The organism is Aquimarina macrocephali JAMB N27 (assembly GCF_000520995.1).
Classification (GTDB): Bacteria; Bacteroidota; Bacteroidia; order Flavobacteriales; family Flavobacteriaceae; genus Aquimarina; species Aquimarina macrocephali.
Map to the genome: position 1 here is coordinate 23,881 of NZ_JACA01000045.1, position 23,792 is coordinate 47,672.

Here is a 23,792-nt window from a genome sequence, read left to right on the forward strand (position 1 = left end):
ATAATGAAAAATGGCATTATGCCATAAAAGATGATGTTTGGTAATATTGAATTCATAGCCCCAAAAATTTTAATATTAATGTCTCCTAAGGTAAGAAGATGTTTTCTAAAATCCTATTTTTAAATATCTAATTACTAAGTATTTATGATTTTTTTATGATTTTTGAAAATTATTAAAAGTAACACAACCAGCGTTATGATATGTATAGATCAATTAGGTAGGAGAATAGAATTTTTAAAACCTCTAAGACGTATTATTTCTTTGGTACCTTCGCAAACCGAGTTATTAGTTTCGTTAGGATTATCGGATAATATTGTTGGAGTGACTAAATTTTGCGTTCACCCAAAAGCGATAAGAAGTCAAAAAGTTATTGTAGGGGGTACCAAGAAAGTCAATTATGAAAAAATTAAAAAACTAAACCCAGATATTATCCTTTGTAATAAGGAAGAAAATACAAAAGAGATCGTAGCGCACTTGCATGAAGAATATCCTGTGCATGTTTCAGATATTTATTCTATCTCTGAAGCTTTAGAAATGATTAAGCAATACGGAGAGATTTTTAACAAAAAAACTGAAGCAACTACGCTTATATCTAAAATAAGATTAGAAAAAGAATCTTTTGATGATTTTGTGTCTACAATGCCCCAAAAACGAGTGGCATATTTTATCTGGAAGGACCCCTGGATGGTAACCGGTAAAGATACATTTGTAGATCATCTGCTAAAAGCAAATCGTTTCATAAACGTTTTTGATGATAAAGATCGTTATCCAGAAATATCAAAAGAGGAACTTAGCTCAATACAAGATTTGGATTTGATCATGTTATCTTCAGAACCATATCCTTTTTCAGAAAAGCATATTGATGAACTAACAAGTATATCCAATGCAAAGGTCATTTTGGTTGATGGAGAGTATTTTTCGTGGTACGGATCTCGCTTAGTCCAGGCTTTTTCATACTTCAAAACACTGCATGAAGTTTAAAATAAACCTATACTTTTTTATGAGAATAAATAATAAACTTCAGTAGGTAATTAGACAGATATCAATTAGATAGATTGTCCCTCGATTTCTTTTATCTGGATTAAGATTTTATCAGCTTTTTGATGAAGTTGATCACTTTTGTTTTTATCTGTAAGTGCTAATTTATAAGCACTCTTCATTAATTTACAGTAGGTGTACTGTAATTTTTGCAATTCAGTTTTGTTCTTTAACCAGACAAACATTTCTCTTCTCTTATATTTATAATGCAAAGATACTGGATAATAGAAAGGAGGTTTCTTAAGGATCAGTTAAGGTAGCCTAAAATTGTGATAAATGTAATAAACCTCTTAACTATTGATTAAGAGGCTTATTTAAGATTTTATCGATCTTGTAGAGCAAATACTCGTCGCAATAAATCGGTTGTTCTGGAGCTAAGCTTAGTCCGAATGTCTTTTTCTTCTACTGCAATCATTGCATACACTCCTTTAAGAGCTTCACCCGTTACATAATCTGTTAGATCCGGGTTTACATTATTGGTGAGCGGTATTGAATTGTATTTTGTGATAATATTAGACCAAATTTTATCTGCACCTACTTTAGAAAACGATTTGTTGATTACAGGATTAAACTTTTGGTATAGTTGGCTTCGCGTTTTACTCTCAAGATATTGAGTAGCTGCCCTGTTATTACCTAGCAGTATTTGTTTGGCATCATTAAATGTTATTTGTTTTACAGCACCTACGAATATAGGTGTTGCTTCTTTTACAGCATCTTCTGCAGCACGATTAATTGCTTTTAGTCCTTCATCTGCAAGTTTGCTTAATCCAATATCTCTTAACGTCTTATCTACTTTTCGTAACTCTTGCGGAAGAAGAATTTTAACAAGTTGGTTTCTATAAAAACCATCTTTTTGGGTAAGTTTTGTGACTTGCTTATCAATACCATTATCTAAAGCTTCTCTTAATCCATTAGAGATATCAATATTGCTTAATCCAAAACCTCCGGTGGTCTGCGGAAGGTTATTTACAACTTGTTGTAACTCTGCACAACTTGATAATAAAAAGATAGCGAGTATAATAAAAATTTGTTTCATGATTTCTTATTAGATTTGAGATTGTAATTATATGTAATGCACTATTATAATTAAGTTGATATTCAATCATAATTATGTATTGCGAATTTTATCTAACCTTTAAAATTAATAAATGTAGCCAGATGAAATCAAATTTAATTTTTTTAATACTATCTACTCTAATTATTTCATGTAAAAATGAAAAAGTATCGATAAAAAACCAATCTGTTCTACAAAATGAATTTGATCAGTATATTACTATATTAGGAATTGCACAGGACGGAGGGTTTCCTCATATTAATAATACAAATGAATACGTAGCAGTTCAAAAAGGCGAGGTTGATAAAGAATTGGTTACTGCATTGGGCGTGATTGATAAGAAACACCATAAAAAATTTATATTCGAAGCAACACCAGATATGCCAGAACAATTAGCAGTTTTGGATAATGAACATCTAAAAAATGATGCTATTATTGATGGCGTATTTTTAACGCATGCTCATATAGGACACTATACTGGATTGATGCATTTTGGCAGAGAAGCAATGGGAGCAAATAAAATACCTGTGTATGCAATGCCAAGAATGCAATCTTTTTTAGAAACTAATGGCCCATGGTCGCAATTGGTCTCTTTGAAGAATATAACCATTAAACCTATACAGGCAGATTCTACAATTGCGTTAACAAATGCGATACAGGTAATTCCTTTTTTGGTACCTCATAGAGATGAATATTCTGAAACGGTAGGATATAAAATTATCGGAAATAGTAAAAAAGCATTATTTATCCCAGATATTAATAAGTGGTCTCTTTGGAAGAAAAATATTGTAGATCAGGTTAAACAAGTAGATTATGCCTTTATTGATGCTACTTTCTTTCAAAATGGAGAAATCCCAAGACCAATGTCCGAGGTGCCACATCCTTTTATCGAAGAAACTATTGCTTTATTTAAAAATGAGTCAAAAGAAGTAAGATCAAAAATAATATTTATTCATTTTAATCATTCGAATCCCGTACTTCAAAAAGATTATAAAGGAAGAACAGCTCTGGAAAAACAAGGGTATCATTTTGCAAATACCAAGGATGTTTTTCCGCTATAAAAACTACAGTATTATTGTTATAAGTGATTGCTTATTTTGTTCTATTAGATCTTCATTGATTAGGAAAACACATTCTTTCTAAATATAAAAGCTATAAATATTAGTATTAAAATTTGAAACATAAAATCACTGAAAATGGGGGATGCTACTACTAAGTATCGTTTTATCTTTATAGATGATTTATAAAGTGAAAAACTATATATGTTTTGGAAAAATAACTTGAAATTGCCTATTACTTCAGAAGATAAAAAGTGGGTAGAAGAAAGTATTGCGTTTCTTGATGATAAGTTAAAAGGGCGAGAGGCGAAAATGGAAACCGTATTGCCAACTCATCCTTATTTTAGCAAGAAGTTTGAAGGCACGCTATCAGATGCAAAGTTTGTATTAAATCAGGTTATACAACTAATGGGGATAGAGGATATAAGTATCCAGTTGAAATTATTTAATGATGGGGCAGTAAAAATGGAAGATGGTAGTATTCTTACAACACCAGCCGATATCAATGGGAGATGGAAAGGTGCGGCAGGAATGTATCAAAATTTAAATGATGTTACTACGATTTTTATAGCCACCGATCAGCTTAACAACTTAGAAACTCTAGTTGCTACATTAGCTCACGAGTTATCGCATCAACTGCTTTTAGGAGAACAATGGATTAAGGATAATGACGAGTATCTCACAGATCTTCTGGCCATAGTATGTGGTTTTGGGATTTTTATTGGAAACTCTAAATTTAATTTTTCTTCAGAACAAATAGGAATTGGGAGTAACTGGAAAATGAGTGAACAAGGGTATTTACCAGAACAAGTTATTGCCTATGCGATGGCATATTTATCAATTAAACGAGGAGAATCTATTGACTATGCTAAATTTCTAAATAAAACTATAGCAAAATATTTCAAGCAAAGTATAAAGTATCTTAAAAAGAATGGTGTAACAGATTCTGTTTCGAATTCTGTAAAAGAAATTGAAACTTCACAAGAAGTTATAAAAACATCTACCGAGCATAAGGAAGATTTTTTGGAAGAGACACAACAGGAAACACCCGAAAATGCTAAAGAATTCAAAATAGATACTATTGAGGGAATAGAGAAGGTGTCTTTGGTAGAGGCTTGCGCTCAAGAAGATATTCTGTTAGTGAAGCATTTACTACAAATAGGAGTAGATGTAAATACTACTTCTAAATTGGGTTTTTCTGCGTTGAATATGGCAGTCATTAAGAATAATATCAAGTTAATACATATACTTCTTGATGCTGGAGCAGATATCAATCTTCAGAACACAGATGTGTTTGGTTTAGGTGAAACACCACTTATATCAGCGGTTAAGGAAAATAATGCAACTGTTATAGAATTAATATTAGATCATGGTGCAAATCCTAACACACCAAATTACTTTCATAAAACACCTTTGATGATAGCGGCACAAGAAAATGCTCTGGAAGCAGCAAAAGTATTATTAGAACATAAGGTGCCGATTGAACATGGAACCCACACCGGTTTATATACAGAAACATCACTATGTATTGCGGTTTTAAATAATCATACAGAGATGGTTACCCTTCTTGTACAGAACCGGGCAAAGACCAAACCACTTAGAAAATTACCACGACATAAGATTAATCCTAAAATGGTAAAGTGGCTAAAACAACGTAAATACTTATAAAAACCAGTATCTCTCGTTTTAAAGTGCTATATTTTGAAACAGAAATACATTTAAATAAGGGAGTTTTTCCTTTATGAAAAAACAACAGTTTTGTTATTATAGACCAGTAATTTTCTTTCAAGATGATGTTTAATAGCTCGAGATAATACAATTTTTTCGAGATCACGACCTTTAAGAACAAAATCATGAGCATTATGAATGTGCGATACACGCGCAATCTCTTGCTCAATAATAGGTCCGCCTTCTGGATCAGAAGTCACATAATGACTTGTTGCGCCAATGATTTTTACACCTCTTTCATAAGCAGAGTGATATGGCTTTGTTCCAGGAAAAGCAGGTAAAAAAGAACGGTGTATGTTTATAATTTTATAAGGAAATTGATCTATAAAATCAGAAGAAATAATTTGCATATATCTCGCCAGAACTACAAAATCAATGCTATGTTCTTTTAGAAGTTCTATTTGCTGTGTTTCAGCTTGCTTTTTGGTGTCTTTTGTTACCGGAATATACTTAAATGGGATGCCAAAAGCATCAGCAATAGGCTTAAGATCTTCATGATTACTTATAATAATAGGGATGTATACTTTTAATTCTCCAGAGGCATATCTTCCCAAAATATCATAAAGACAATGATTGTATTTAGAAACAAAAAGAGCCATTCGAGGTTTCTTTTCTGTATTATACATTTCCCAATGCATGTTATAATTTTCTGCAACGTGTGTAGTAAAGGACTCTTTAAATAGTGCTAGTTTTTCTTCGTCTTCATCAAATTCGCATTCTAATCTCATAAAGAATTCCTTTAGTTCACGGTCTACATGCTGTTCTATGTATATGGTATTCCCTTTTTTGGCCAAAATGAAATTGGTGACTGTTGCTATAATTCCTTTTCTGTCGGGGCAATTAATTAATAGGGTTGTTTTTTTCATTATGACTTGTGTTTTCTCAAGACATAAACTTACTATTATTGAACTGATTTTAGTAATTGTTTTTTCTTAAGTTTTATGAATCAACCTTATTCTTTTATTGATTTTGGACTGTATTGCTTTGATCAATGTATGATTTTTAGAAAACTAACATAATAAGTATTAAATTTGAACTATAAATAATGAAAGCATTTGATAGGTTAAATAAATTATATAATTCTAAAAAAATAGTCCTTTTTGATGCGTATTTCGTAAATTAGCAGCACTAAAACCACTTTTTATTATCAATGGAACAAAAAGCACCATATACACCCAAGAATAAAGTAAGAATAGTTACCGCAGCTTCATTATTTGATGGACACGATGCGGCTATTAATATTATGCGCCGTATTATCCAATCTACAGGAGTAGAAGTCATTCACTTAGGTCACGATCGTAGTGTAGAAGAGGTTGTGAATTGTGCCATACAAGAAGATGCTAATGCTATAGCTATGACTTCCTATCAAGGAGGGCATAACGAATATTTTAAGTATATGTATGATTTGCTAAAAGAAAAAGGAGCAACTCACATTAAAATATTTGGTGGTGGTGGTGGAGTAATCCTTCCCGAAGAGATTAAAGAACTGATGGATTATGGGATTACTCGTATATACTCTCCTGATGATGGAAGAGAATTAGGGTTACAAGGGATGATCAATGACCTTGTAGAAAGGTCGGATTTTCCTATAGGAGATCAACTTAATGGAGAAGTAGAGCACTTAGTAGAAAAAGAAATTGGTTCTATTGCCCGAGTTATTTCTGCAGCAGAAAATTTTCCTGAAATAGCTAAGGATACCTTAGATCAAATACATATAAAAAATAAAACGTCAAAAACACCCGTGCTTGGTATTACGGGTACTGGTGGAGCTGGTAAATCATCATTAGTTGATGAGTTGGTTCGCCGGTTTTTAATTGATTTTCCTGAAAAAACAATCGGATTAATTTCTGTAGACCCATCTAAACGTAAAACAGGAGGAGCATTATTAGGAGATAGAATTAGAATGAATGCTATTAATTCTCCAAGAGTATATATGCGTTCTCTAGCCACACGTCAATCTAATCTGGCATTGTCTAAGTATGTGGCAGAAGCTATAGAAGTGCTTAAAGCTGCTGAGTTTGATCTTATCATTCTCGAAACTTCCGGAATCGGCCAGTCTGATACCGAAATCTTAGAGCATAGTGATACCTCTTTATATGTAATGACACCAGAATTTGGTGCAGCAACGCAATTAGAGAAAATAGATATGTTGGATTTTGCAGACCTGGTAGCTATCAATAAATTTGATAAAAGAGGCTCTTTGGATGCATTACGAGATGTAAAAAAACAATATATGCGTAATCATCAATTATGGGATATTCCACAAGATGAGTTACCAGTATATGGGACTATTGCTTCGCAGTTTAATGATCCGGGAATGAATACACTCTACAAGGCAATTATGGATAAGATTGTAGAGAAAACTGGAGTTGAGTTGAAATCTGATTTTCATATTTCTAAAGAAATGTCTGAAAAGATATTTGTTATTCCACCAAGTAGAACTCGATATTTATCAGAAATCTCAGAGAATAACAGAGCATATAATAAAACTGCAAACACCCAGGTAGAGGTTGCACAAAAATTATATGGTATTTATAAAACTATCTGTAGCGTTGCTAATGTCGATTCTATTGCTTTATCTAAGAATGGTATTGAAGAAGAGAGTCTTCAGAATATAAAAACCGAGGATAATGCATCATTTTTGAAGTTACTTTTAGCAGAGTTTGATAGAGTAAAACTTAATCTTGATCCTCATAATTGGGAAATTATTACAGGATGGGCTGTTAAGATCAAAAAATATAAAGATCCTATTTATTCTTTTAAGGTAAGAGATAAAGAAATTAAAATAGAAACACATACAGAATCTCTGTCGCATAGTCAGATTCCTAAGGTGGCATTACCAAAATATGAAGCTTGGGGTGATATCTTGAAATGGTGTTTACAAGAAAATGTACCAGGTGAGTTTCCTTATGCTTCGGGCTTATATCCTTTTAAACGTACCGGAGAAGATCCAACACGTATGTTTGCTGGAGAAGGTGGACCCGAACGTACCAATCGTCGTTTTCACTATGTGAGTTTAGGAATGCCCGCTAAGCGACTTTCTACTGCCTTTGATTCGGTAACACTTTATGGAAATGATCCTGATCAAAGACCAGATATTTATGGTAAAATTGGTAATGCAGGAGTATCGATTTGCTGTCTTGATGATGCAAAGAAATTATACTCTGGATTTGATTTAACACACGCCATGACTTCAGTAAGTATGACCATTAATGGTCCTGCACCAATGTTACTAGGTTTCTTTATGAATGCGGCGATCGATCAAAATTGTGAGAAGTATATTAAAGAAAATAACCTTGAAACCGAAGTAGCATCGAAAATCAAAAAAATATATACCGAAAAAGGAGTAGAACGTCCAGAATATCAAGGTGAACTCCCTGAAGGTAATGATGGATTAGGATTAATGCTTCTTGGTGTTACAGGAGATCAGGTATTACCCGCAGATGTATATAATGACATTAAAGCTACAACTTTAAATACTGTTCGTGGTACAGTACAAGCAGATATACTTAAAGAAGACCAGGCACAAAACACCTGTATTTTCTCTACAGAATTCGCACTGCGTTTGATGGGAGATGTACAAGAATATTTTATTGATAAACAAGTACGTAACTTCTATTCGGTATCCATTTCTGGATATCATATAGCAGAAGCAGGAGCAAATCCGATCACACAGTTAGCATTAACATTGGCAAATGGTTTTACGTATGTAGAATATTACCTAAGCCGTGGAATGGATATTAACAAATTTGGCCCCAACTTATCCTTCTTCTTCTCTAATGGTATTGATCCGGAATATGCAGTTATTGGCCGTGTAGCACGTAAAATATGGGCAAAAGCATTAAGAAATAAATACGGAGCAAATTCTAGAGCTCAGATGTTGAAATATCATATCCAAACCTCGGGTCGATCATTACATGCTCAGGAAATTGATTTTAATGATATTCGTACAACACTTCAAGCTTTATATGCAATTTATGACAACTGTAACTCATTGCATACCAATGCTTATGATGAAGCGATTACCACGCCAACAGAAGAGTCTGTGCGTAGAGCAATGGCAATACAATTGATCATTAATAAAGAATTAGGATTGGCTAAAAATGAAAACCCAATTCAGGGATCTTTTATTATAGAAGAACTAACAGATCTTGTTGAAGATGCAGTATTGGCAGAGTTTGACAGAATCACAGAACGAGGAGGAGTGCTTGGAGCTATGGAAACCATGTATCAACGTAGTAAAATACAAGAAGAAAGCTTGTATTATGAAACGTTGAAACATAATGGAGAGTTTCCGATTATTGGAGTGAATACATTTTTAAGCTCTAAAGGGTCACCAACGGTAACACCTGGAGAAGTAATTCGTGCAACAGAAGAAGAAAAGGAGTACCAGATCACAATGCTAAACGAATTGCATAAAGGAAATGCTGACACTACTACAGAACTACTAAAAAACTTACAACAAAAAGCGATCAGTAATCAGAACATTTTTGAAGCTTTAATGGATGTATGTAAAAAATGTTCTTTAGGCCAGATTACATCAGCACTGTTTGAAGTAGGAGGGCAGTATAGACGAAATATGTAAGTTGCTTAACTCGTAAGAGCGAAGCATAATATAGAATCCTTTTAATAAAACCTCACAGGGATACTGAACTTGTTTCAGTATCCCTGTGAGGTTTTATTGTTTGTAGCATTAGACGAACTCAATTCAATACTCGATTTATTTAGGGTTTATCTAAGAAAGATTAATAATGATCAAAATTTCAATATCTTTAGACATGAGTAATACCATTTTAACTTTGAAATTGGTATAAAAATCTAATTCGTGTTTAGTACCATAGAATATACAGTAACTGCAATTGTGTGCCTTATTTCGGCAATAGTGATTCAACGTATTTTTAGCAAAGAAAAACTTCGTGGAGCTGATAAAAAAGCTATTCATGGAATCAAGTGGTTTGGACTGGCAATATTTGTTTGGGGTCTTGGAGCCTTGGTTAATTTGATTATGGTTGAAGGATTACAATGGCCTTCGACCAATAAAATCCTGATTTATTTTGGAGTACTGGTTTCTTTAGCAAACTCGTTGTTTATTTTGTTATCTCTTCCTTCAATAGAACATCCTCAAAAACCTGGGATTGTAGTGCGACTGGTACAACGTTTTAGTGTTCGCGAATTTATAGGACTCTTTTGTGGTGTTTTAGGAATGATCACTTTTGTTTTTATCGCATCTTCCTATGGTAATCCCGAGATTAGTAATAATTTTATTTGGTTGATTGATATCCCTATTTCTATTTTGGTGGCTATTTCATTGCTGTATGAACTTAATAAAGCTTTTGTAGGAAGGCAAATGAGATTTATGTATTTGCCCACGTTTGCATTATTTGCCTTAATTGTAATCGCTGTTTCTCATCGTATGATACCGCAGGATAGAGTTTTACAATTTATTGATCAGCAATTCTGGGGAGTATTAGGTAGTATTACTGCTATTTCGTTCAAATTTCTTTTTATTCTTTTATTTTCTATTCTTTTATACAGTTGGAAATTTCTTTCAGAAAAAGAACAACAGCAAAGCCTGGCTCAAAAACTGGAAATTCAAAAAGCTAAACTCGAAAAAGAAAAAGAACAATTACTATTGGCAAACGAAAGCCATTTGGATACGATCAAGACATTAAAAAATAACCTAAAAACGATAAAAGCAACATCAAAAATAGAACTTTCCGAAAGGCAAAAGGAAGTTTTAGGATATCTGGCGTATTATGGAAGCTATAAATCATATACCGAAATTGCCCAGGAAATGCACATTAGTACAGATGGATTTCAGACCCATATTCATCAAATAAAAAAGATGCTTAACATAAGCGGGACAGGGGGAAAAGAACAGTTGATTGCTTTTGCAAAGGCTAATAGTTTTCTTCAATATACTTCACTAAAAGATGATACGTAACCGTATGCTTAACCATTCTGGTCATAAATTTTGAATACTACTTAACCTTTTGTGGTGTGAGTTTTTAGAGCAATTTGCTTTAAAAATTTCACTATGTTATTTCCTTGTATTATTTCAGAACAAAATTTAGATGAAAATATCAATCGTGTTTTTGGTGATGCTACCAGTTGGTTTGTCGATGCAATTCTAGCCGAAATCCCAATCACAGAGACTGTAGGGGTTCCTTGGGTGGTTGTAGTATTGATATTAGGAGCTGGATATTTTACACTGTATTTTAAGTTTATTAACGTAAGAAGCTTTTATACCGCAATACAAGTAGTTCGGGGAAAATATGATGCTGTAGAAAATTTGGATCACGATGGTTCTAGTGATTTATCTTCTGAAAGTGCTTTAGTAAAAGAAAAAAATACTGATGATGATGTAAATGGAGAAGTTAGTCATTTTCAGGCATTAACTACAGCTGTTTCGGCTACAGTAGGACTGGGTAATATTGCTGGTGTAGCAATTGCCTTATCTATTGGTGGTGCCGGAGCAACACTCTGGATGATCATTATAGGAGTGTTGGGGATGTCTTCAAAATTTGTAGAATGTACATTGGGAGTTAAATACCGGGAGGTGGATAGTGACGGAAAAGTTTTTGGCGGTCCTATGTATTATTTAACCAAAGGGTTAGGAGAAAAAGGCTACGCTAAATTAGGAAAAGTTCTATCTGTACTTTTTGCTATTATGTGTATAGGTGGATCGTTTGGTGGTGGTAATATGTTTCAGGTAAATCAGGCATTTAAATTGTTTGATCATGTGATAATTTCGGATAACTCAATGTTACATGGACAAGGTTGGGTGTTTGGAGTTATCATGGCAATATTGGTTGGTGTTGTTATCATTGGCGGAATCAAAAAAATAGCAAGTGTCACGGATAAAATTGTACCCTTTATGGTATTGATTTATATCGTCGCAGTTTTGATTGTTTTGGTATTGTACAGCTCTGCTATTCCGGCAGCATTTAGAGCGATTTGGGAAGGTGCTTTTCATCCTGAAGGAGTGATGGGAGGTTTTGTAGGAGTATTGGTTCAAGGGTTTAGACGAGGGGCTTTTAGTAATGAAGCAGGAGTTGGTAGTGCTTCAATAGCCCACAGTGCTGTAAAAACACGTTTTCCTGCAAGTGAAGGGCTAGTGGCATTGCTCGAACCTTTTATCGATACCGTAGTTGTGTGTACAATGACTGCTTTGGTGTTAATTATAACCGGGCAGGTAGATACAAGTACCGAAATTGATTTTGAACAAGGTGTTCTCCTTACTGCTTCTGCATTAGAGAGTGGTGTTTCATGGTTTCCGTATCTCCTCACAATTGCAGTATTACTTTTTGCTTTCTCTTCTATGATTTCATGGTCATATTATGGATACCAGGCCTGGAGTTATCTTTTTGGAAGAAGCAAACGCACAGAATACTTGTATAAGTTTATTTTTTGCTGTTTTACAGTAATAGGCGCTGCAGCTACATTAAATGCAGTTACAGATTTTAGTGATGCAATGATTTTTGCTATGATGGTACCTAATATGATAGGTTTATTTTTATTAAGCCCTAAAGTAAAAGATGAATTAATACGCTACAAAAAAAGTATTGCCGGAAGGATGAAATAATCAAAAAATATCATGAAATAAAAACCTATAAAAAGGACACTTTATAAACTCATCATCCAGGAACGTTGCAGATGTTTAAATTTTCTAAGCTCTTTACGCAATAGAATTAAGAATTCTTTTCCGTTACTTTCCGATTGTTCGAGACGCTCACAATTTTTATAAAGCCTATTGGTGATGTGTATTAGAGAAGTAGCATGCCTTATACGCTCATCTTGAAAGACTTGGTTTTCGGCTTTAATTATTTTAGGAGCCAGCGCATCTGATTGTCTTATGATGTCACCCGTAAAATAAATATGAGGATTCTCACTCCCGTTATTTTGTAATGTAGCCAAGTCATGAACAAGATAATTTGAAATGCTTCTCGAGAGTGTAAATATCTCAAGAGCTTTCTTGTATAATCTTTTATTTCGGGGCTGTAATCTCATATTAGTTTGTTACCTCAAAAATAATGTTATTTTCAATATTTTTTCTTTATTATTTAAAGTTAAATGATTAATTTACATTAGTAATTAAGGACTTTTGTTCTTTTTTGCTTAAAAATGAAATTTTTGTAAATGGAATAATAATTAGAAGATATAGCTATATAAAATATAGAGTATAAAAGTATAGATAAGGATAGAAAAAAGACTCTTATGCAAATTCTAAATGATCATTAAAAAAATGAAAAATACACCAATGAAAATAGATGCCATAAACTGGGATATTCTAAAATGTTTGCAACAAAATGCAAGATTATCTAATACTGAGATAGGAAGAAAAGTAGGTTTAAGTTCTCCTGCAGTTGCAGAAAGGATAAAGAAGATGGAAGATTATGGAGTTTTAAAAGGATATATTGCCGATGTTTCATATACCAAAACGGGGTATCAATTAAAGGCAATAATCACGCTGCGAGCATTTATGGGAAGATTAAAACCATTTTTGATAAAAGTATCAGAATTTAAGGAAGTTATGAATTGTTACCGAATCACAGGTAATGAAAATATAGTTATGGAAGTAGTATTAAGAGATCAGATACATTTGCAAGAATTTATAGATAGACTTATTACTTATGGAGAAGTTAAAACACATATTATACTTTCTAATCTTATTGAGAATAATCCAATTACTGGTCATGCCGAATTTAGAGAATTAGATATCTAATTTATGGCATGAGATTTGATTATATCTATACAAAGAACAATCTTTATCTTGTGTGAGGACATTAGTATGGGGAACTAAAGAGAGTACAGGGAAAAGATGAAAAACGTCTGAAAGCATTCAGACGTTTTTTTATTGCTCTTATCCAGATTTCATTAAATTTATAGAATAATTATGCATCTTTTTGTGCTCGTTTTAGTCCTATAGATATATAATTATATTAAATCATAGCATTATGAAAAATAAAGAATGTACCTGCACGTGTTCAAGTTGCGCAGAAGGACAATGTTCTAACTGCTCCAGCATAGGATGCGAATGCACTGGATGTAGCTGTTAACAATAACTTCCCTATTTCTATTAAAAATAAAAATAGGGATATTTCTGTTTTGATTTATGGAAACTTCGAATCTTTGGAAAGCCTATCATAAAGACATTAGATTGTTTATAAAAAGTAAAGTGAAAAATGATCAAATTGTTGATGATTTAATACAAGAGACTTTTATAAAGGTACATGGTAATAAAAATAAACTTAGAGATCATTCTAAAATCAAATCCTGGCTATTTACAATTGCAAGAAATATAGTATATGATTATTTTAAAGAAAATAAACAAACTACAGATTTTATAAATGAACAAATATGTGAAGAGACCTATGCTGATCATTCTGAAAAAGATTGTCTCCCAGAATTAATAAATAGATTGCCAGAAAAATATCGAAACCCATTACTTCTTTCTGATGTGAAAGGTCTTAAGCAAAAACAAATTGCAGAACAATTAGAAATACCTTTGTCTACTGTTAAATCACAAATACAACGTGCCCGAAAAATGATCATACAAGGATATATGGATTGCTGTGACTATAAACTTAATGATAAAGGAAAATTAGTAGGAGAGACTAAAGGGAAGGAAAATTGTAAAATATGTAGATAAAAAGATATTAAAATACTGCTAAAAGCTATTAAGTGGTATTTTTTTTGTGTTATTTAGTTATAAAATCATTGTATTGTGTCAATATTATTTCTTAAAAAACATCTCTTTTTTGTTATACTTTGCATAAGCTTCATAAACTATGGGCAAAATACACTTACACTCAAAAAGGGCGTTGTTGTAGATTCTTTGATTATTCCTTCTACAGGTAATCATTTTAGTATTTATTTACCCAAATTTTTTGATTTAGATAAAAGTTGGCCCTTACTCTTGGGGTTTGATAGTTCGGGAAATACAGGGAAAACTGCGCAATTATATAGGGAAGCAGCTGAAGAGCAAGGATATATTGTAGCTATTAGTAATTTTCAGGAAGATCAAGAAGCGCAAAAAAGGGTAGAGTATGTATCTGATTTTATGAGCTATATTTTTTCTCTTTTTCAGATTCAAAAAGGAAGAGTCTACATTGCGGGGATACAGGAAGATGCAAAACAGGCAAGTTTACTAGCTGCTTTATATCCTAATGAAGTGTTTGGGGTAATTGCAATAGAAGATACTTACTTCTATGATTCGAGAATAAGAATTAAAAAAAACTTCTCTTATCGAGGTATTGTAAGTATCGACAATTATAGGTACCAGGATTTTTTCAATATTAAAAAATACTTAAAAAGCAGAGCAGTTCCGGCTGATGTCTATGTATGTGAGAAAGATTCTGGATTACTACTCAATAAACATATTAAAAAAACACTATCTGATTTTACATTGCACGCAATGAATAAAGGAAGGATGCCAATAGATTCTATTTGGGTTCGAGGTTTATTTCAGAAAGAAATGAAACAAGTAGAATCTTATCAGGATAAAGGTAGATTCTTAAATGCTTTTAATGAAGTAAAACGTATACGGCTCAAATATGGCGTTTTTTTTAATACTAATTATCTAAAAGAAAAACAGAAAGAAATTAAAAAAACTAAAGCGTATAAACAACAGAAACGACTAGAGACAAAATACCTGAACATGGAAAGTTTTCTTAGAGAAGCATATTTACTTTCTATGGAGGAAGATATAGGAGTAAAAGAGTTCGAAAACCTGGGGTGGTGGAAATATCAAATGTCAGAATTAGATACCTTGATTTTAGGGAAAGAAAAACATGCCCGTCATATGGGATATAGAATGAAAGGTTATGTGAGATATCTGGTTGATAGTTATAAAAATGAACTTCCTGAAAAAGAAGAAAACCTGGAAGAAAATTTATTCCTTAATATATTGAGTACCATAGTAGATAAAAATGATTTTGAATCTTATCGAAAAATAATTTCATTGAGTGCCCAGGATCAGGATAATGAAACAGCTTTGTTTTATTTAGAGCAAATGCTGAAGAATGGTTATAAAGATCTAAATGCATTGTATACTATAGAAGGTACATTAGCCTTGAGACTATCTAAAAAGTATAATGAATTAGTGAAAAAATATCTCGGAAATTCTAAATACTTCTTTTCAAAATAAATTGAAATCATAAAATTTTGTGTATTTCATCGAATTTATGTGTTTTTTGTCGTCATTTTTTTGGTTTGTATGATTTTTTTACATTATATTTACAATAGTAAAAAATACTTGATGTGTCATCCAGAATTAACATTTTAAACTGTATGACGATATGGATTTAAAATATTAGTTTGGAATACATCAGGGATAAATTAAGTGTGAGGACATTAGTCTAAAGACCCCGAATCTTGAAGCTAAAGAGAGTACGTAATTTTCCCTAAATACTGAAAGCGATCTGAATAAGATCGCTTTTATTATTTTTATTTATTAACTACAAGATGAGGTACATTTTCCAGGTTCCAGTCAATCACTAATCCTCCTGCAAGTGATCTTGCAATTTCTGCACCATATAGATATTCACATAAGTATAATGCGGCTTCAAAACTTTTGGCACCTCCGGCAGAAGTTATATACTTTTTGTCATGTACAAACAACACTTCTTTTCTGATATCCAAGTTAGGGAATGTACTGCGCATTTGATCTATATCACTTGGGAAAGTAGTAGACACCACATCATCAAGAACTCCAGCTTTAGCGAGAACAAATGCTCCGTCACAGTGCGAAGTCATAAATGAGGCAGTTTTATCTACTTGTTTTATAAAATCAATCATTACTTTATCATCTAAATCGGTATCTAAATGGTGCTCGGCACTGGGGACTACTAAAATATCTATTTTAGGTAAAGAATCTTTTACATAATTATAATCAGGTATAATTTTTAGACCTTCAAATGTTATTATATGGTGATCTGTATTTGCAACAGTAAAAACATTCATTTGTTTTATGTTCTTACGATATTGGGTATGTTGAAAAATATCAAAAGGTGCAGTAAATTCAGTATTATAGGTTCCATCCATAATGAGGAAAGCAACATTATATCGGTTAGGCTCTAATTTAGGAAAGCTCTTTTTCTTTTCTACTGTTTCTATTTTTGTTTCTACAGTGCTAGATTGCTTCTCCTGTTGTACTTGAGTACAACCATAAATTAATATAATACAAAAGGTGAAAAAGAAATTTTTCATTGCTATGAGTTTTATAAATGATGGTTAGCCAGATACTTTTTCCTGGCTAAGTTTTCGTTTTACGATATATAATAAAAATGTTCCTAAGGCAGCAATCAGTGTCATAAAAATCCAGGTATTTTCATACCCAAAATTATTTATGAATTGCATTCCAGAGTTATGGCCAAAGATATGAGCAAGAGAAAAAGACATACTATACAGTGCCATATAGGCTCCTTGTCTTCCCTTTTTTGATCTATCTAAAGCAAAAGCATTTCCAAAGGGAAATGCGACCATCTCTCCAAGTGTGGCGATAATCATTCCGATAACCAAAACTCCTGCCCAGGGAGTAACCAATAGTAGTAGAAAACTTATACCTGTTAGAACAAAACCTCCAATAACATTGCCTATTCTAGATAGTTTGGTTTTTTCTAGGTATGCTATGAGTGGCATTTCTAAGAAAAATATTAAAGCACCATTTAGCGCAAGTAATAATCCGATTTTCTGTTCTGATAATTGGTGAATTTCTTTATAATACAACGGGATTGTAGAAAAGTACTGAACAAATATAAAACCAAATAAAGCTAATGCAATTAGAAACAAGACATAAGTACCGTCACTATGAGCATTTACTGGGTTTTCGACAACAACTTCTTTGTCTAATACTTTTGCTTTTTTAGGGTGAAGGGTTTGTATCATCACTAATCCAGCTATAATACAAGTAATCCCGTCTATCCAAAATAAGCCGTAATAGCCTATAGATGCTATAATTAATCCACCGACTGCAGGGCCAGCAGAAAATCCTAGATTGATAGCAAGTCGAATAAAAGTTAATGATCTGGTTTTATTCTCTGGTTTGCTATAGGCGCTTAATGCCACAAAAAAAGCAGGCCTTGCCATATCTGCAATTGCAATTAGAATAAAGAAACCGGCACAAATACTCCAAAAACTAGTAAAATATTGAATAGTTATAAATGAAACACCTGTTAATAACAAAGAAATAAGTATGACTTTATAGTAGCCAATTTGATCACATAATTTGCCTCCTAACCAAGCACCTAAAAAAGAACCTAATCCATAACTGGTCATAATCCATCCTACTTGTTGTAGCGAAAAATCCAGGTCATCAGTTAAGTATAGAGATAAAAAGGGGATTACCATTGCCCCGGCTCTATTGATTAGCGTGATCAAAGCTAACCACCATACCTCTTTTGATAATCCAGAAAAAGAGTTGAAATAATGAAGGAAAAGTTTTAGCAATGTACTTGTGATTTGTATTAGACTTCCAATTAATAGATAAAAGTAGTTTTTTATCTATTATTTAAGCATAATTTTATTGAAATTAATTAGTTAACTAATTGTAAATTGTACTTTTGCAAAAAATAAAGGGGAAGTGTTCAGAATATCAATTTTATTTGTGTTTTTTATTGGGAATATAATTGCTCAGGATTCTATAGCGATAAAAAAAGTATTATCTTTTCAGGAAGAGCTTAATAAAGATTTTTCTTCTGAAGAAACGTCACCTTTAATTCCAAAAGATTTAGAACGTTTTAAAACACTCGATTTTTTTGAAATTGATACTTCTTTTTGTATTCGTGCAAAATTTGTTCGTACACCATATGAGACGCCTTTTGTTATGAAAACCACAACGGGTAGAGAGCCATTATATGTTAAATATGGAGAAGCCCATTTTATATTTCGGCAAAAGTCTTATGTATTACAGATATATCAAAATCAAGGATTAAAGACTCAACCAGAGTTTGAAAATTATTTATTTCTTCCTTTTACAGATTTAACTAATGGAGAATTAAGTTATGCAGGAGGACGTTTTATAGATCTCAAAATTCCTGAAGGAGACTATATTGTTATTGATTTTAATACTTCTTATAATCCGTATTGTGCTTATAACGATAGATATTCTTGCCCAATACCTCCAGAAGAAAACCATCTGGATATAAAGATTCCTGTGGGCGTTAAGGTATATAAAAAGTATCCAGAGAATGAATAAAAAAAGCGCTCTGATAATTCAGAACGCTTTTACTTTATAAAAAGATATACTAGAATTTATATACAGCCCCAAGTACAAAAGAAGAAAGACTTTTTGTTGCCTCTCTATCATTATCGATAAAGAAATCTTCAGAAGTTGTATCTATTCTTAATTCTGGTTTGAGAGTTAATTCTCCAATAGTATAATTTCCTGTAAGTGTAGCTGTGATAACATCTCCATCACCTTGTGTATCTAAACCAATTACATCTGTTAACCCTCCATTGTAAACCGAGAAATATTCTCCTCTTATTCCTATAGCGAATTTTTCAGATGTTCTGTATTGAGGATATAATGCTGCTCCGTAAAACCCAGAAGCATCTCCGTTTTCTTGTGGTTCTGTAGATACATAAGTTGTGTTTACTCCAAGGTAGAAATCTTGTGTCAGGTCCCATCCGGTAGTAAGATCTACCTGAAAAGTAGGGCCTACTTCTCCGGGCTCTCCTTCATTACCATATCTAAAGTTAAGAAAAGCACTACCCTTATCGAGGGTATATCCTATTTGTGCTCCAGCAATGTAGGTGTCAAACGGGTTATTATCTGTATAATCACTAGGATTCATTATAGCAAGCATAGCAGACCATTTTTCACTTATTGCAATATCTGCCTTCAAACCAGTATGAGATAAAGGACCATAAGTGAACATATATGAAGTAGAATAATTGAAATTTTCTGTCGGCGAAATCATTTCATACCCAATAAAAGTATTAAAATTACCGAAGGTAAGTTTAACACTTTCAGTTACATTCCAATAGACATATAGCTGGTTTATAATTTGAGCAGAATCATCAGAATTAAATACAGCATCTTCACCTCTGGGTCCAAAGACAAGATCGGCTACAAATCCAACTTTTTCGCCTTCATACCCCAAAATAGCATTAGCCATACCCAGTGCAAAGCCGCTTTCGTCTGCAAAAAATGTTTGTGGGCTACCGAGTTATCATTAGGAGCTGCAAAATTATATCTGTAATATCCATCAACTGATCCTGATAAGCTTATTTTGGACAATAATTTATCGAGTGTCGATTTTGGTTTTTCTTCCTGGCTAATGGCATTGAAACTCAAAAAAAATAAAGTAAAGAGAGCTACTTTTTTTAAAAATTTTGTGATGACCTTTGCTTTCATAGTTAGTTTTAATTGTTGTAATTATTTTTGATTAGGGGTGTAAAACTATGTAAAAGAATTTGAACCCGAAAGGATAAAGTTGTAAGGTGTTTTTAATGACAAAAAGTATTTAGAGAATGAATAAAAAAAGCGCTCTGATAATTCAGAACGCTTTTACTTTATAAAAAGATATACTAGAATTTATATACAGCCCCAAGTACAAAAGAAGAAAGACTTTTTGTTGCCTCTCTGTCATTATCGATAAAGAAATCTTCAGAAGTTGTATCTATTCTTAATTCTGGTTTAAGAGTTAACTCTCCAATAGTATAATTTCCTGTAAGTGTAGCTGTGATAACATCTCCATCACCTTGTGTATCTAAACCAATTACATCTGTTAACCCTCCATTATAAACCGAGAAATATTCTCCTCTTATTCCTATAGCGAATTTTTCAGATGTTTTGTATTGAGGATATAATGCTACTCCATAAAATCCAGAAGCATCTCCGTTTTCTTGTGGTTCTGTAGATACATAAGTTGTGTTTACTCCAAGATAAAAATCTTGTGTTAGATCCCATCCGGTAGTAAGGTCTACCTGAAAAGTAGGGCCTACTTCTCCGGGCTCTCCTTCATTACCATATCTAAAGTTAAGAAAAGCACTACCATTATCGAGGGTATATCCTATTTGTGCCCCTGCAATGTAGGTGTCAAACGGATTATTATCTGTATAATCACTAGGATTCATTATAGCAAACATAGCAGACCATTTTTTACTTATTGCAACATCTGCTTTCAAACCAGTGTGAGAGAAGGGACCGTATGAGAACATATACGAAGTAGAGTAATTGAAATTCCCTGTTGGTGAAATTACTTCATATCCAATAAAAGTATTAAAATTACCGAAGGTAAGTTTAACACTTTTGGTTACATTCCAATAGACGTATAGCTGGTTTATAATTTGAGCAGAATCATCAGAATTAAATACAGCATCTTCGCCTCTGGATCCAAAGACAAGGTCGGCTACAAATCCAACTTTTTCGCCTTCATACCCCAAAATAGTATTAGCCATACCTAGTGCAAAACCATTTTCGTTTGCAAAAGATGTTTGTGGGGCTACCGAGTTGTCATTAGGGGCTGCAAAATTGTACCTGTAATAGCCATCAACTGATCCTGATAAGTTTATTTTGGATACTAATTTATCGAGTGTTGATTTTGGTTTTTCTTCTTGGCTAATGACATTTAAACTCAAAAAGATTAATGTAAAAAAAGTTACTTTTCTTAAAAAAAATGTGGTGGTTTTTGTTTTCATAATTAACATTGATTACCGTTATAATTAGTTTTTAATTGGCACGGTAAATCTATATAAAAACAATTTTAACCTTAAAAAATATAGGGTATGAATGCTAATTTTTGTGTATATTGTATTTTATACCCTGATAAAATTAGGGTATAACTTTTATTTTTATATATTTTAAGAATTTGAAAGTGCTTTTTTAGGCTTTTCTTATGATATTGTGTTTGTTTTATTTAAAAAGGCCTTAATAAACACATTAGAAAGTGGGATTAGCTAAAAGCTTAATGTGAGTTTATTTAAATAGAGAATATTGGAAATGATAAGTACGGCAGAAATTTAGAGTAATGCCTGATTACCTTTTTCTTCGGTTCTGATTCTGTAAGTGTCCTGGATGTTTGATACAAATATTTTTCCATCACCAACTTCTCCGGTTTTAGCAGAATCTATTAATGCGCGAATTGTTTTTTTCTCAAATTCATCAGAGACAACTATAGATAAGTATCTACGTGGTATATCAGATGTATTATAGGTGATCCCTCTGTATACATGGCCTTTCTTTTCATTGCCAACACCTGTTACATCCCAATAGGTAAAGAAATTTACTTCAATTTTATGTAGAGCTTCTTTTACAGCTTCGAATTTTGATTTGCGTATAATTGCTTCGATTTTTTTCATAAGCCTTTACTTAAATTAATCTCCGGCACAATTTTTATTGGATTATTTTACAATAAACATCCCTAAAAATATGAAAAGAACTCCAACCACAAATGATCCGGCAGCATAGATGATAAAGTTGATAAAATCTCCGGATTTTAGTAATACATGATTTTCGTAGGCAAATGTAGAAAAAGTGGTAAATCCTCCACAAAAACCTGTTGCCAAAAGGGTAACTGTATTTTGTGATATTACATTGTTTTTAAGTGCTAGACCTAGAATAATCCCAATAAAAAGACTGCCTAAAATATTAGCTGTAAAGGTACCATATGGGATTCCTGTAGAAGAACTATTGAGGTATTTACTTATAAGATAACGTGCGATGCTACCTGTGCCGCCTCCAATAAACACCAAAAGTATTTGTTTCATCTGTTTTTATCTATTGTTTCTTAAAGGTCAGGCTGGTATTGATTGATGTTCGTATCAACTTGGTTACTATGTGTCCCATAAATTAATAAACTACATTCTATCATTCTATAGAATGTAGTTTATATAGTATTATTTTATTGGAATATATATTTCTGTAACCCACTCAGCAGGGTTTGGTTGTAATCTTGGCTCTACACGATACACTTCAAAAGCTGCAGATTCCATATTTGGCTCTAGATTGTTCTCTGCAATATATTTGTAACCAGCTTCCCACGCTTCTTTTAGGTTGATATAGTCTCCTTTAAGCGTCGTCTTTACTACTTTCTGTCTTGGTAAAAAATCACAAAGAATAGAACTTTCTTTAGGAGTAATTACTTTATCTCTGGTTGGAATTGCTGTAGAGAAAATTGCTGTTCCTTGTTCTTCATTATACTCATTATATAATGTAAAGGGCATACCTGTTTGAGGAAGATTGTTTTGTTTCATATATGTATCCACTGCAGGGATCATATCTTTCATTTTTTCAGGAATTATAGCTATTGAAGAAGCAGTAGCACTGTACATATAAAACCCACCTCCATGTTCCGTAACTCCATCTACATGAACAGCATATTTTTTCATTTTTTCATCAGTAAATGCATCAAGTTTTTCGAGTCCGCGAGCATACATAGGCTTTATCATTTGAGATATAGTACTATCTTGAGTAGCCCAAAATGCCTTTTCCATAAAAGATTGTTCGCCTTTCATTCCCCAGGTCACTTTGGTTTTTTTACCTTCTATTTTTTCAAATTTCCAGTACACATCACTTTTACTTTCTCCCATTGGAGTGACAAATGTGATATTTTGATCTATGCTAGTAAACGGAGAAGCCTTTATGGTCTCCATTTTACCATCTCCTTGTGTTTCGCTTTTCCAACTATAAGAAGCACCTTCGCCACTTGTTTTTTCGGGATATTCCATAATAAAATCATCAGATTCATCCATCCAAGGTCCCCATTTATCCCAAGTCTTATACTCATTGATTGTAGCAAATAATAACTCATCGGGAGCATCTATTACTCTACTTTCTTCTACTTGATACTCGCCGTCTATGGTAGCAACATAAACAGCTCCGCCAATTATTACTAATAATAATAGAAAAAATAAATATTTCACTATTTTCATGTTAGTTAGTTTAGATTGTTTGGTCAGCTAATATAAAC

General features: G+C 32.7%; 22 protein-coding genes. 10 read left to right on the top strand and 12 right to left on the bottom strand.

What is annotated here, in order from left to right:
- Positions 1-195 precede the first annotated feature (195 nt).
- Positions 196-981, top strand: coding sequence for an ABC transporter substrate-binding protein (locus Z054_RS0121625; protein ID WP_024772120.1), 786 nt, complete (start codon positions 196-198; stop codon positions 979-981).
- Between the two features lie 65 nt (positions 982-1,046).
- Here Z054_RS0121625 and Z054_RS31390 read toward each other — a convergent pair whose 3' ends face one another.
- Positions 1,047-1,223 carry a Lacal_2735 family protein gene (locus Z054_RS31390; protein WP_152538641.1) on the bottom strand — a complete coding sequence of 59 codons (177 nt, stop codon included), beginning with the start codon at positions 1,221-1,223 and terminating at the stop codon, positions 1,047-1,049.
- Positions 1,224-1,360: 137 nt separating this feature from the next.
- On the bottom strand, positions 1,361-2,074 hold the full coding sequence (locus Z054_RS0121635; protein WP_024772121.1) for a DUF4197 domain-containing protein: 714 nt from the start codon (positions 2,072-2,074) through the stop codon (positions 1,361-1,363).
- Between the two features lie 122 nt (positions 2,075-2,196).
- On the opposite strand from Z054_RS0121635, the gene Z054_RS0121640 reads away from it, so the two are divergent.
- Together Z054_RS0121640 and Z054_RS31850 are read left to right on the top strand one after the other, a co-directional pair.
- Positions 2,197-3,153: an MBL fold metallo-hydrolase gene (locus Z054_RS0121640; protein WP_024772122.1), complete on the top strand. Its 957-nt coding sequence runs from the start codon at positions 2,197-2,199 to the stop codon at positions 3,151-3,153.
- 201 nt (positions 3,154-3,354) lie between these two features.
- The gene (locus Z054_RS31850) at positions 3,355-4,818 is read left to right on the top strand and encodes an ankyrin repeat domain-containing protein (RefSeq protein WP_024772123.1); all 1,464 of its coding nucleotides are present in this window, start codon (positions 3,355-3,357) and stop codon (positions 4,816-4,818) included.
- 71 nt (positions 4,819-4,889) lie between these two features.
- Here Z054_RS31850 and purU read toward each other — a convergent pair whose 3' ends face one another.
- The gene (gene purU, locus Z054_RS0121650; RefSeq protein WP_024772124.1) at positions 4,890-5,744 is read right to left on the bottom strand and encodes a formyltetrahydrofolate deformylase; all 855 of its coding nucleotides are present in this window, start codon (positions 5,742-5,744) and stop codon (positions 4,890-4,892) included.
- A 284-nt stretch (positions 5,745-6,028) separates the two neighbouring features.
- Between purU and Z054_RS0121655 the strand changes: the two genes are divergently transcribed.
- The 3 genes from Z054_RS0121655 (at position 6,029) to Z054_RS0121665 (ending at position 12,463) form a co-directional block, all read left to right on the top strand.
- The gene (locus tag Z054_RS0121655; protein ID WP_024772125.1) at positions 6,029-9,463 is read left to right on the top strand and encodes a methylmalonyl-CoA mutase family protein; all 3,435 of its coding nucleotides are present in this window, start codon (positions 6,029-6,031) and stop codon (positions 9,461-9,463) included.
- Between the two features lie 240 nt (positions 9,464-9,703).
- Positions 9,704-10,822, top strand: coding sequence for a helix-turn-helix transcriptional regulator (locus Z054_RS0121660; protein WP_024772126.1), 1,119 nt, complete (start codon positions 9,704-9,706; stop codon positions 10,820-10,822).
- Between the two features lie 93 nt (positions 10,823-10,915).
- Positions 10,916-12,463: an alanine/glycine:cation symporter family protein gene (locus tag Z054_RS0121665; RefSeq protein WP_024772127.1), complete on the top strand. Its 1,548-nt coding sequence runs from the start codon at positions 10,916-10,918 to the stop codon at positions 12,461-12,463.
- A 41-nt stretch (positions 12,464-12,504) separates the two neighbouring features.
- Here the strand turns inward: Z054_RS0121665 and Z054_RS0121670 are convergent, their stop codons facing one another.
- On the bottom strand, positions 12,505-12,888 hold the full coding sequence (locus Z054_RS0121670; RefSeq protein WP_024772128.1) for a hypothetical protein: 384 nt from the start codon (positions 12,886-12,888) through the stop codon (positions 12,505-12,507).
- 250 nt (positions 12,889-13,138) lie between these two features.
- Between Z054_RS0121670 and Z054_RS0121675 the strand changes: the two genes are divergently transcribed.
- The 3 genes from Z054_RS0121675 (at position 13,139) to Z054_RS0121685 (ending at position 16,027) form a co-directional block, all read left to right on the top strand.
- On the top strand, positions 13,139-13,603 hold the full coding sequence (locus tag Z054_RS0121675; protein WP_024772129.1) for an Lrp/AsnC family transcriptional regulator: 465 nt from the start codon (positions 13,139-13,141) through the stop codon (positions 13,601-13,603).
- 390 nt (positions 13,604-13,993) lie between these two features.
- On the top strand, positions 13,994-14,530 hold the full coding sequence (locus Z054_RS0121680; RefSeq protein WP_024772130.1) for a sigma-70 family RNA polymerase sigma factor: 537 nt from the start codon (positions 13,994-13,996) through the stop codon (positions 14,528-14,530).
- A 75-nt stretch (positions 14,531-14,605) separates the two neighbouring features.
- A complete protein-coding gene (locus Z054_RS0121685) occupies positions 14,606-16,027 on the top strand; it encodes a hypothetical protein (RefSeq protein ID WP_024772131.1) in 1,422 nt (473 codons plus the stop codon).
- 299 nt (positions 16,028-16,326) lie between these two features.
- On the opposite strand, the gene Z054_RS0121690 is transcribed toward Z054_RS0121685, so the two are convergent.
- On the bottom strand, positions 16,327-17,088 hold the full coding sequence (locus Z054_RS0121690) for a DJ-1/PfpI family protein (RefSeq protein WP_024772132.1): 762 nt from the start codon (positions 17,086-17,088) through the stop codon (positions 16,327-16,329).
- Between the two features lie 24 nt (positions 17,089-17,112).
- Positions 17,113-18,327, bottom strand: a complete 1,215-nt coding sequence (locus Z054_RS0121695; RefSeq protein ID WP_024772133.1) for an MFS transporter — start codon at positions 18,325-18,327, stop codon at positions 17,113-17,115.
- Positions 18,328-18,460: 133 nt separating this feature from the next.
- Between Z054_RS0121695 and Z054_RS0121700 the strand changes: the two genes are divergently transcribed.
- Positions 18,461-19,075, top strand: a complete 615-nt coding sequence (locus Z054_RS0121700; protein ID WP_035093047.1) for a DUF1684 domain-containing protein — start codon at positions 18,461-18,463, stop codon at positions 19,073-19,075.
- A 49-nt stretch (positions 19,076-19,124) separates the two neighbouring features.
- Here the strand turns inward: Z054_RS0121700 and Z054_RS29015 are convergent, their stop codons facing one another.
- The 6 genes from Z054_RS29015 to Z054_RS0121725 form a co-directional block, all read right to left on the bottom strand.
- Positions 19,125-19,997, bottom strand: coding sequence for an outer membrane beta-barrel protein (locus Z054_RS29015; RefSeq protein WP_241461441.1), 873 nt, complete (start codon positions 19,995-19,997; stop codon positions 19,125-19,127).
- Positions 19,949-20,236 carry a porin gene (locus tag Z054_RS32505; protein WP_241461442.1) on the bottom strand — a complete coding sequence of 96 codons (288 nt, stop codon included), beginning with the start codon at positions 20,234-20,236 and terminating at the stop codon, positions 19,949-19,951. Before Z054_RS32505 ends, Z054_RS29015 begins: the two co-directional genes overlap by 49 nt.
- A 173-nt stretch (positions 20,237-20,409) precedes the next feature.
- Complete coding sequence (locus Z054_RS0121710) at positions 20,410-21,522, bottom strand: porin (RefSeq protein ID WP_024772135.1); 1,113 nt, start codon at positions 21,520-21,522, stop codon at positions 20,410-20,412.
- 321 nt (positions 21,523-21,843) lie between these two features.
- Positions 21,844-22,182 (bottom strand): P-II family nitrogen regulator, encoded by a 339-nt coding sequence (locus Z054_RS0121715; RefSeq protein ID WP_024772136.1) that lies wholly within the window; start codon positions 22,180-22,182, stop codon positions 21,844-21,846.
- Between the two features lie 42 nt (positions 22,183-22,224).
- On the bottom strand, positions 22,225-22,590 hold the full coding sequence (crcB, locus tag Z054_RS0121720; RefSeq protein ID WP_024772137.1) for a fluoride efflux transporter CrcB: 366 nt from the start codon (positions 22,588-22,590) through the stop codon (positions 22,225-22,227).
- A 129-nt stretch (positions 22,591-22,719) separates the two neighbouring features.
- A complete protein-coding gene (locus Z054_RS0121725; protein WP_024772138.1) occupies positions 22,720-23,754 on the bottom strand; it encodes an SRPBCC family protein in 1,035 nt (344 codons plus the stop codon).
- Between the last annotated feature and the right edge of the window lie 38 nt (positions 23,755-23,792).

Excerpts from the sequence above, each read along its gene's own strand:
- Z054_RS0121625 (WP_024772120.1), top strand. The coding sequence starts at position 196 with ATGATATGTATAGATCAATTAGGTAGGAGAATAGAATTTTTAAAACCT.
- Z054_RS31390 (WP_152538641.1), bottom strand. The coding sequence starts at position 1,223 with ATGTTTGTCTGGTTAAAGAACAAAACTGAATTGCAAAAATTACAGTAC.
- Z054_RS0121635 (WP_024772121.1), bottom strand. The coding sequence starts at position 2,074 with ATGAAACAAATTTTTATTATACTCGCTATCTTTTTATTATCAAGTTGT.
- Z054_RS0121640 (WP_024772122.1), top strand. The coding sequence starts at position 2,197 with ATGAAATCAAATTTAATTTTTTTAATACTATCTACTCTAATTATTTCA.
- Z054_RS31850 (WP_024772123.1), top strand. The coding sequence starts at position 3,355 with ATGTTTTGGAAAAATAACTTGAAATTGCCTATTACTTCAGAAGATAAA.
- purU (WP_024772124.1), bottom strand. The coding sequence starts at position 5,744 with ATGAAAAAAACAACCCTATTAATTAATTGCCCCGACAGAAAAGGAATT.
- Z054_RS0121655 (WP_024772125.1), top strand. The coding sequence starts at position 6,029 with ATGGAACAAAAAGCACCATATACACCCAAGAATAAAGTAAGAATAGTT.
- Z054_RS0121665 (WP_024772127.1), top strand. The coding sequence starts at position 10,916 with ATGTTATTTCCTTGTATTATTTCAGAACAAAATTTAGATGAAAATATC.
- Z054_RS0121670 (WP_024772128.1), bottom strand. The coding sequence starts at position 12,888 with ATGAGATTACAGCCCCGAAATAAAAGATTATACAAGAAAGCTCTTGAG.
- Z054_RS0121675 (WP_024772129.1), top strand. The coding sequence starts at position 13,139 with ATGAAAATAGATGCCATAAACTGGGATATTCTAAAATGTTTGCAACAA.
- Z054_RS0121680 (WP_024772130.1), top strand. The coding sequence starts at position 13,994 with ATGGAAACTTCGAATCTTTGGAAAGCCTATCATAAAGACATTAGATTG.
- Z054_RS0121690 (WP_024772132.1), bottom strand. The coding sequence starts at position 17,088 with ATGAAAAATTTCTTTTTCACCTTTTGTATTATATTAATTTATGGTTGT.
- Z054_RS29015 (WP_241461441.1), bottom strand. The coding sequence starts at position 19,997 with ATGGCTAATGCTATTTTGGGGTATGAAGGCGAAAAAGTTGGATTTGTA.
- Z054_RS32505 (WP_241461442.1), bottom strand. The coding sequence starts at position 20,236 with ATGAAAGCAAAGGTCATCACAAAATTTTTAAAAAAAGTAGCTCTCTTT.
- Z054_RS0121710 (WP_024772135.1), bottom strand. The coding sequence starts at position 21,522 with ATGAAAACAAAAACCACCACATTTTTTTTAAGAAAAGTAACTTTTTTT.
- Z054_RS0121715 (WP_024772136.1), bottom strand. The coding sequence starts at position 22,182 with ATGAAAAAAATCGAAGCAATTATACGCAAATCAAAATTCGAAGCTGTA.
- crcB (WP_024772137.1), bottom strand. The coding sequence starts at position 22,590 with ATGAAACAAATACTTTTGGTGTTTATTGGAGGCGGCACAGGTAGCATC.
- Z054_RS0121725 (WP_024772138.1), bottom strand. The coding sequence starts at position 23,754 with ATGAAAATAGTGAAATATTTATTTTTTCTATTATTATTAGTAATAATT.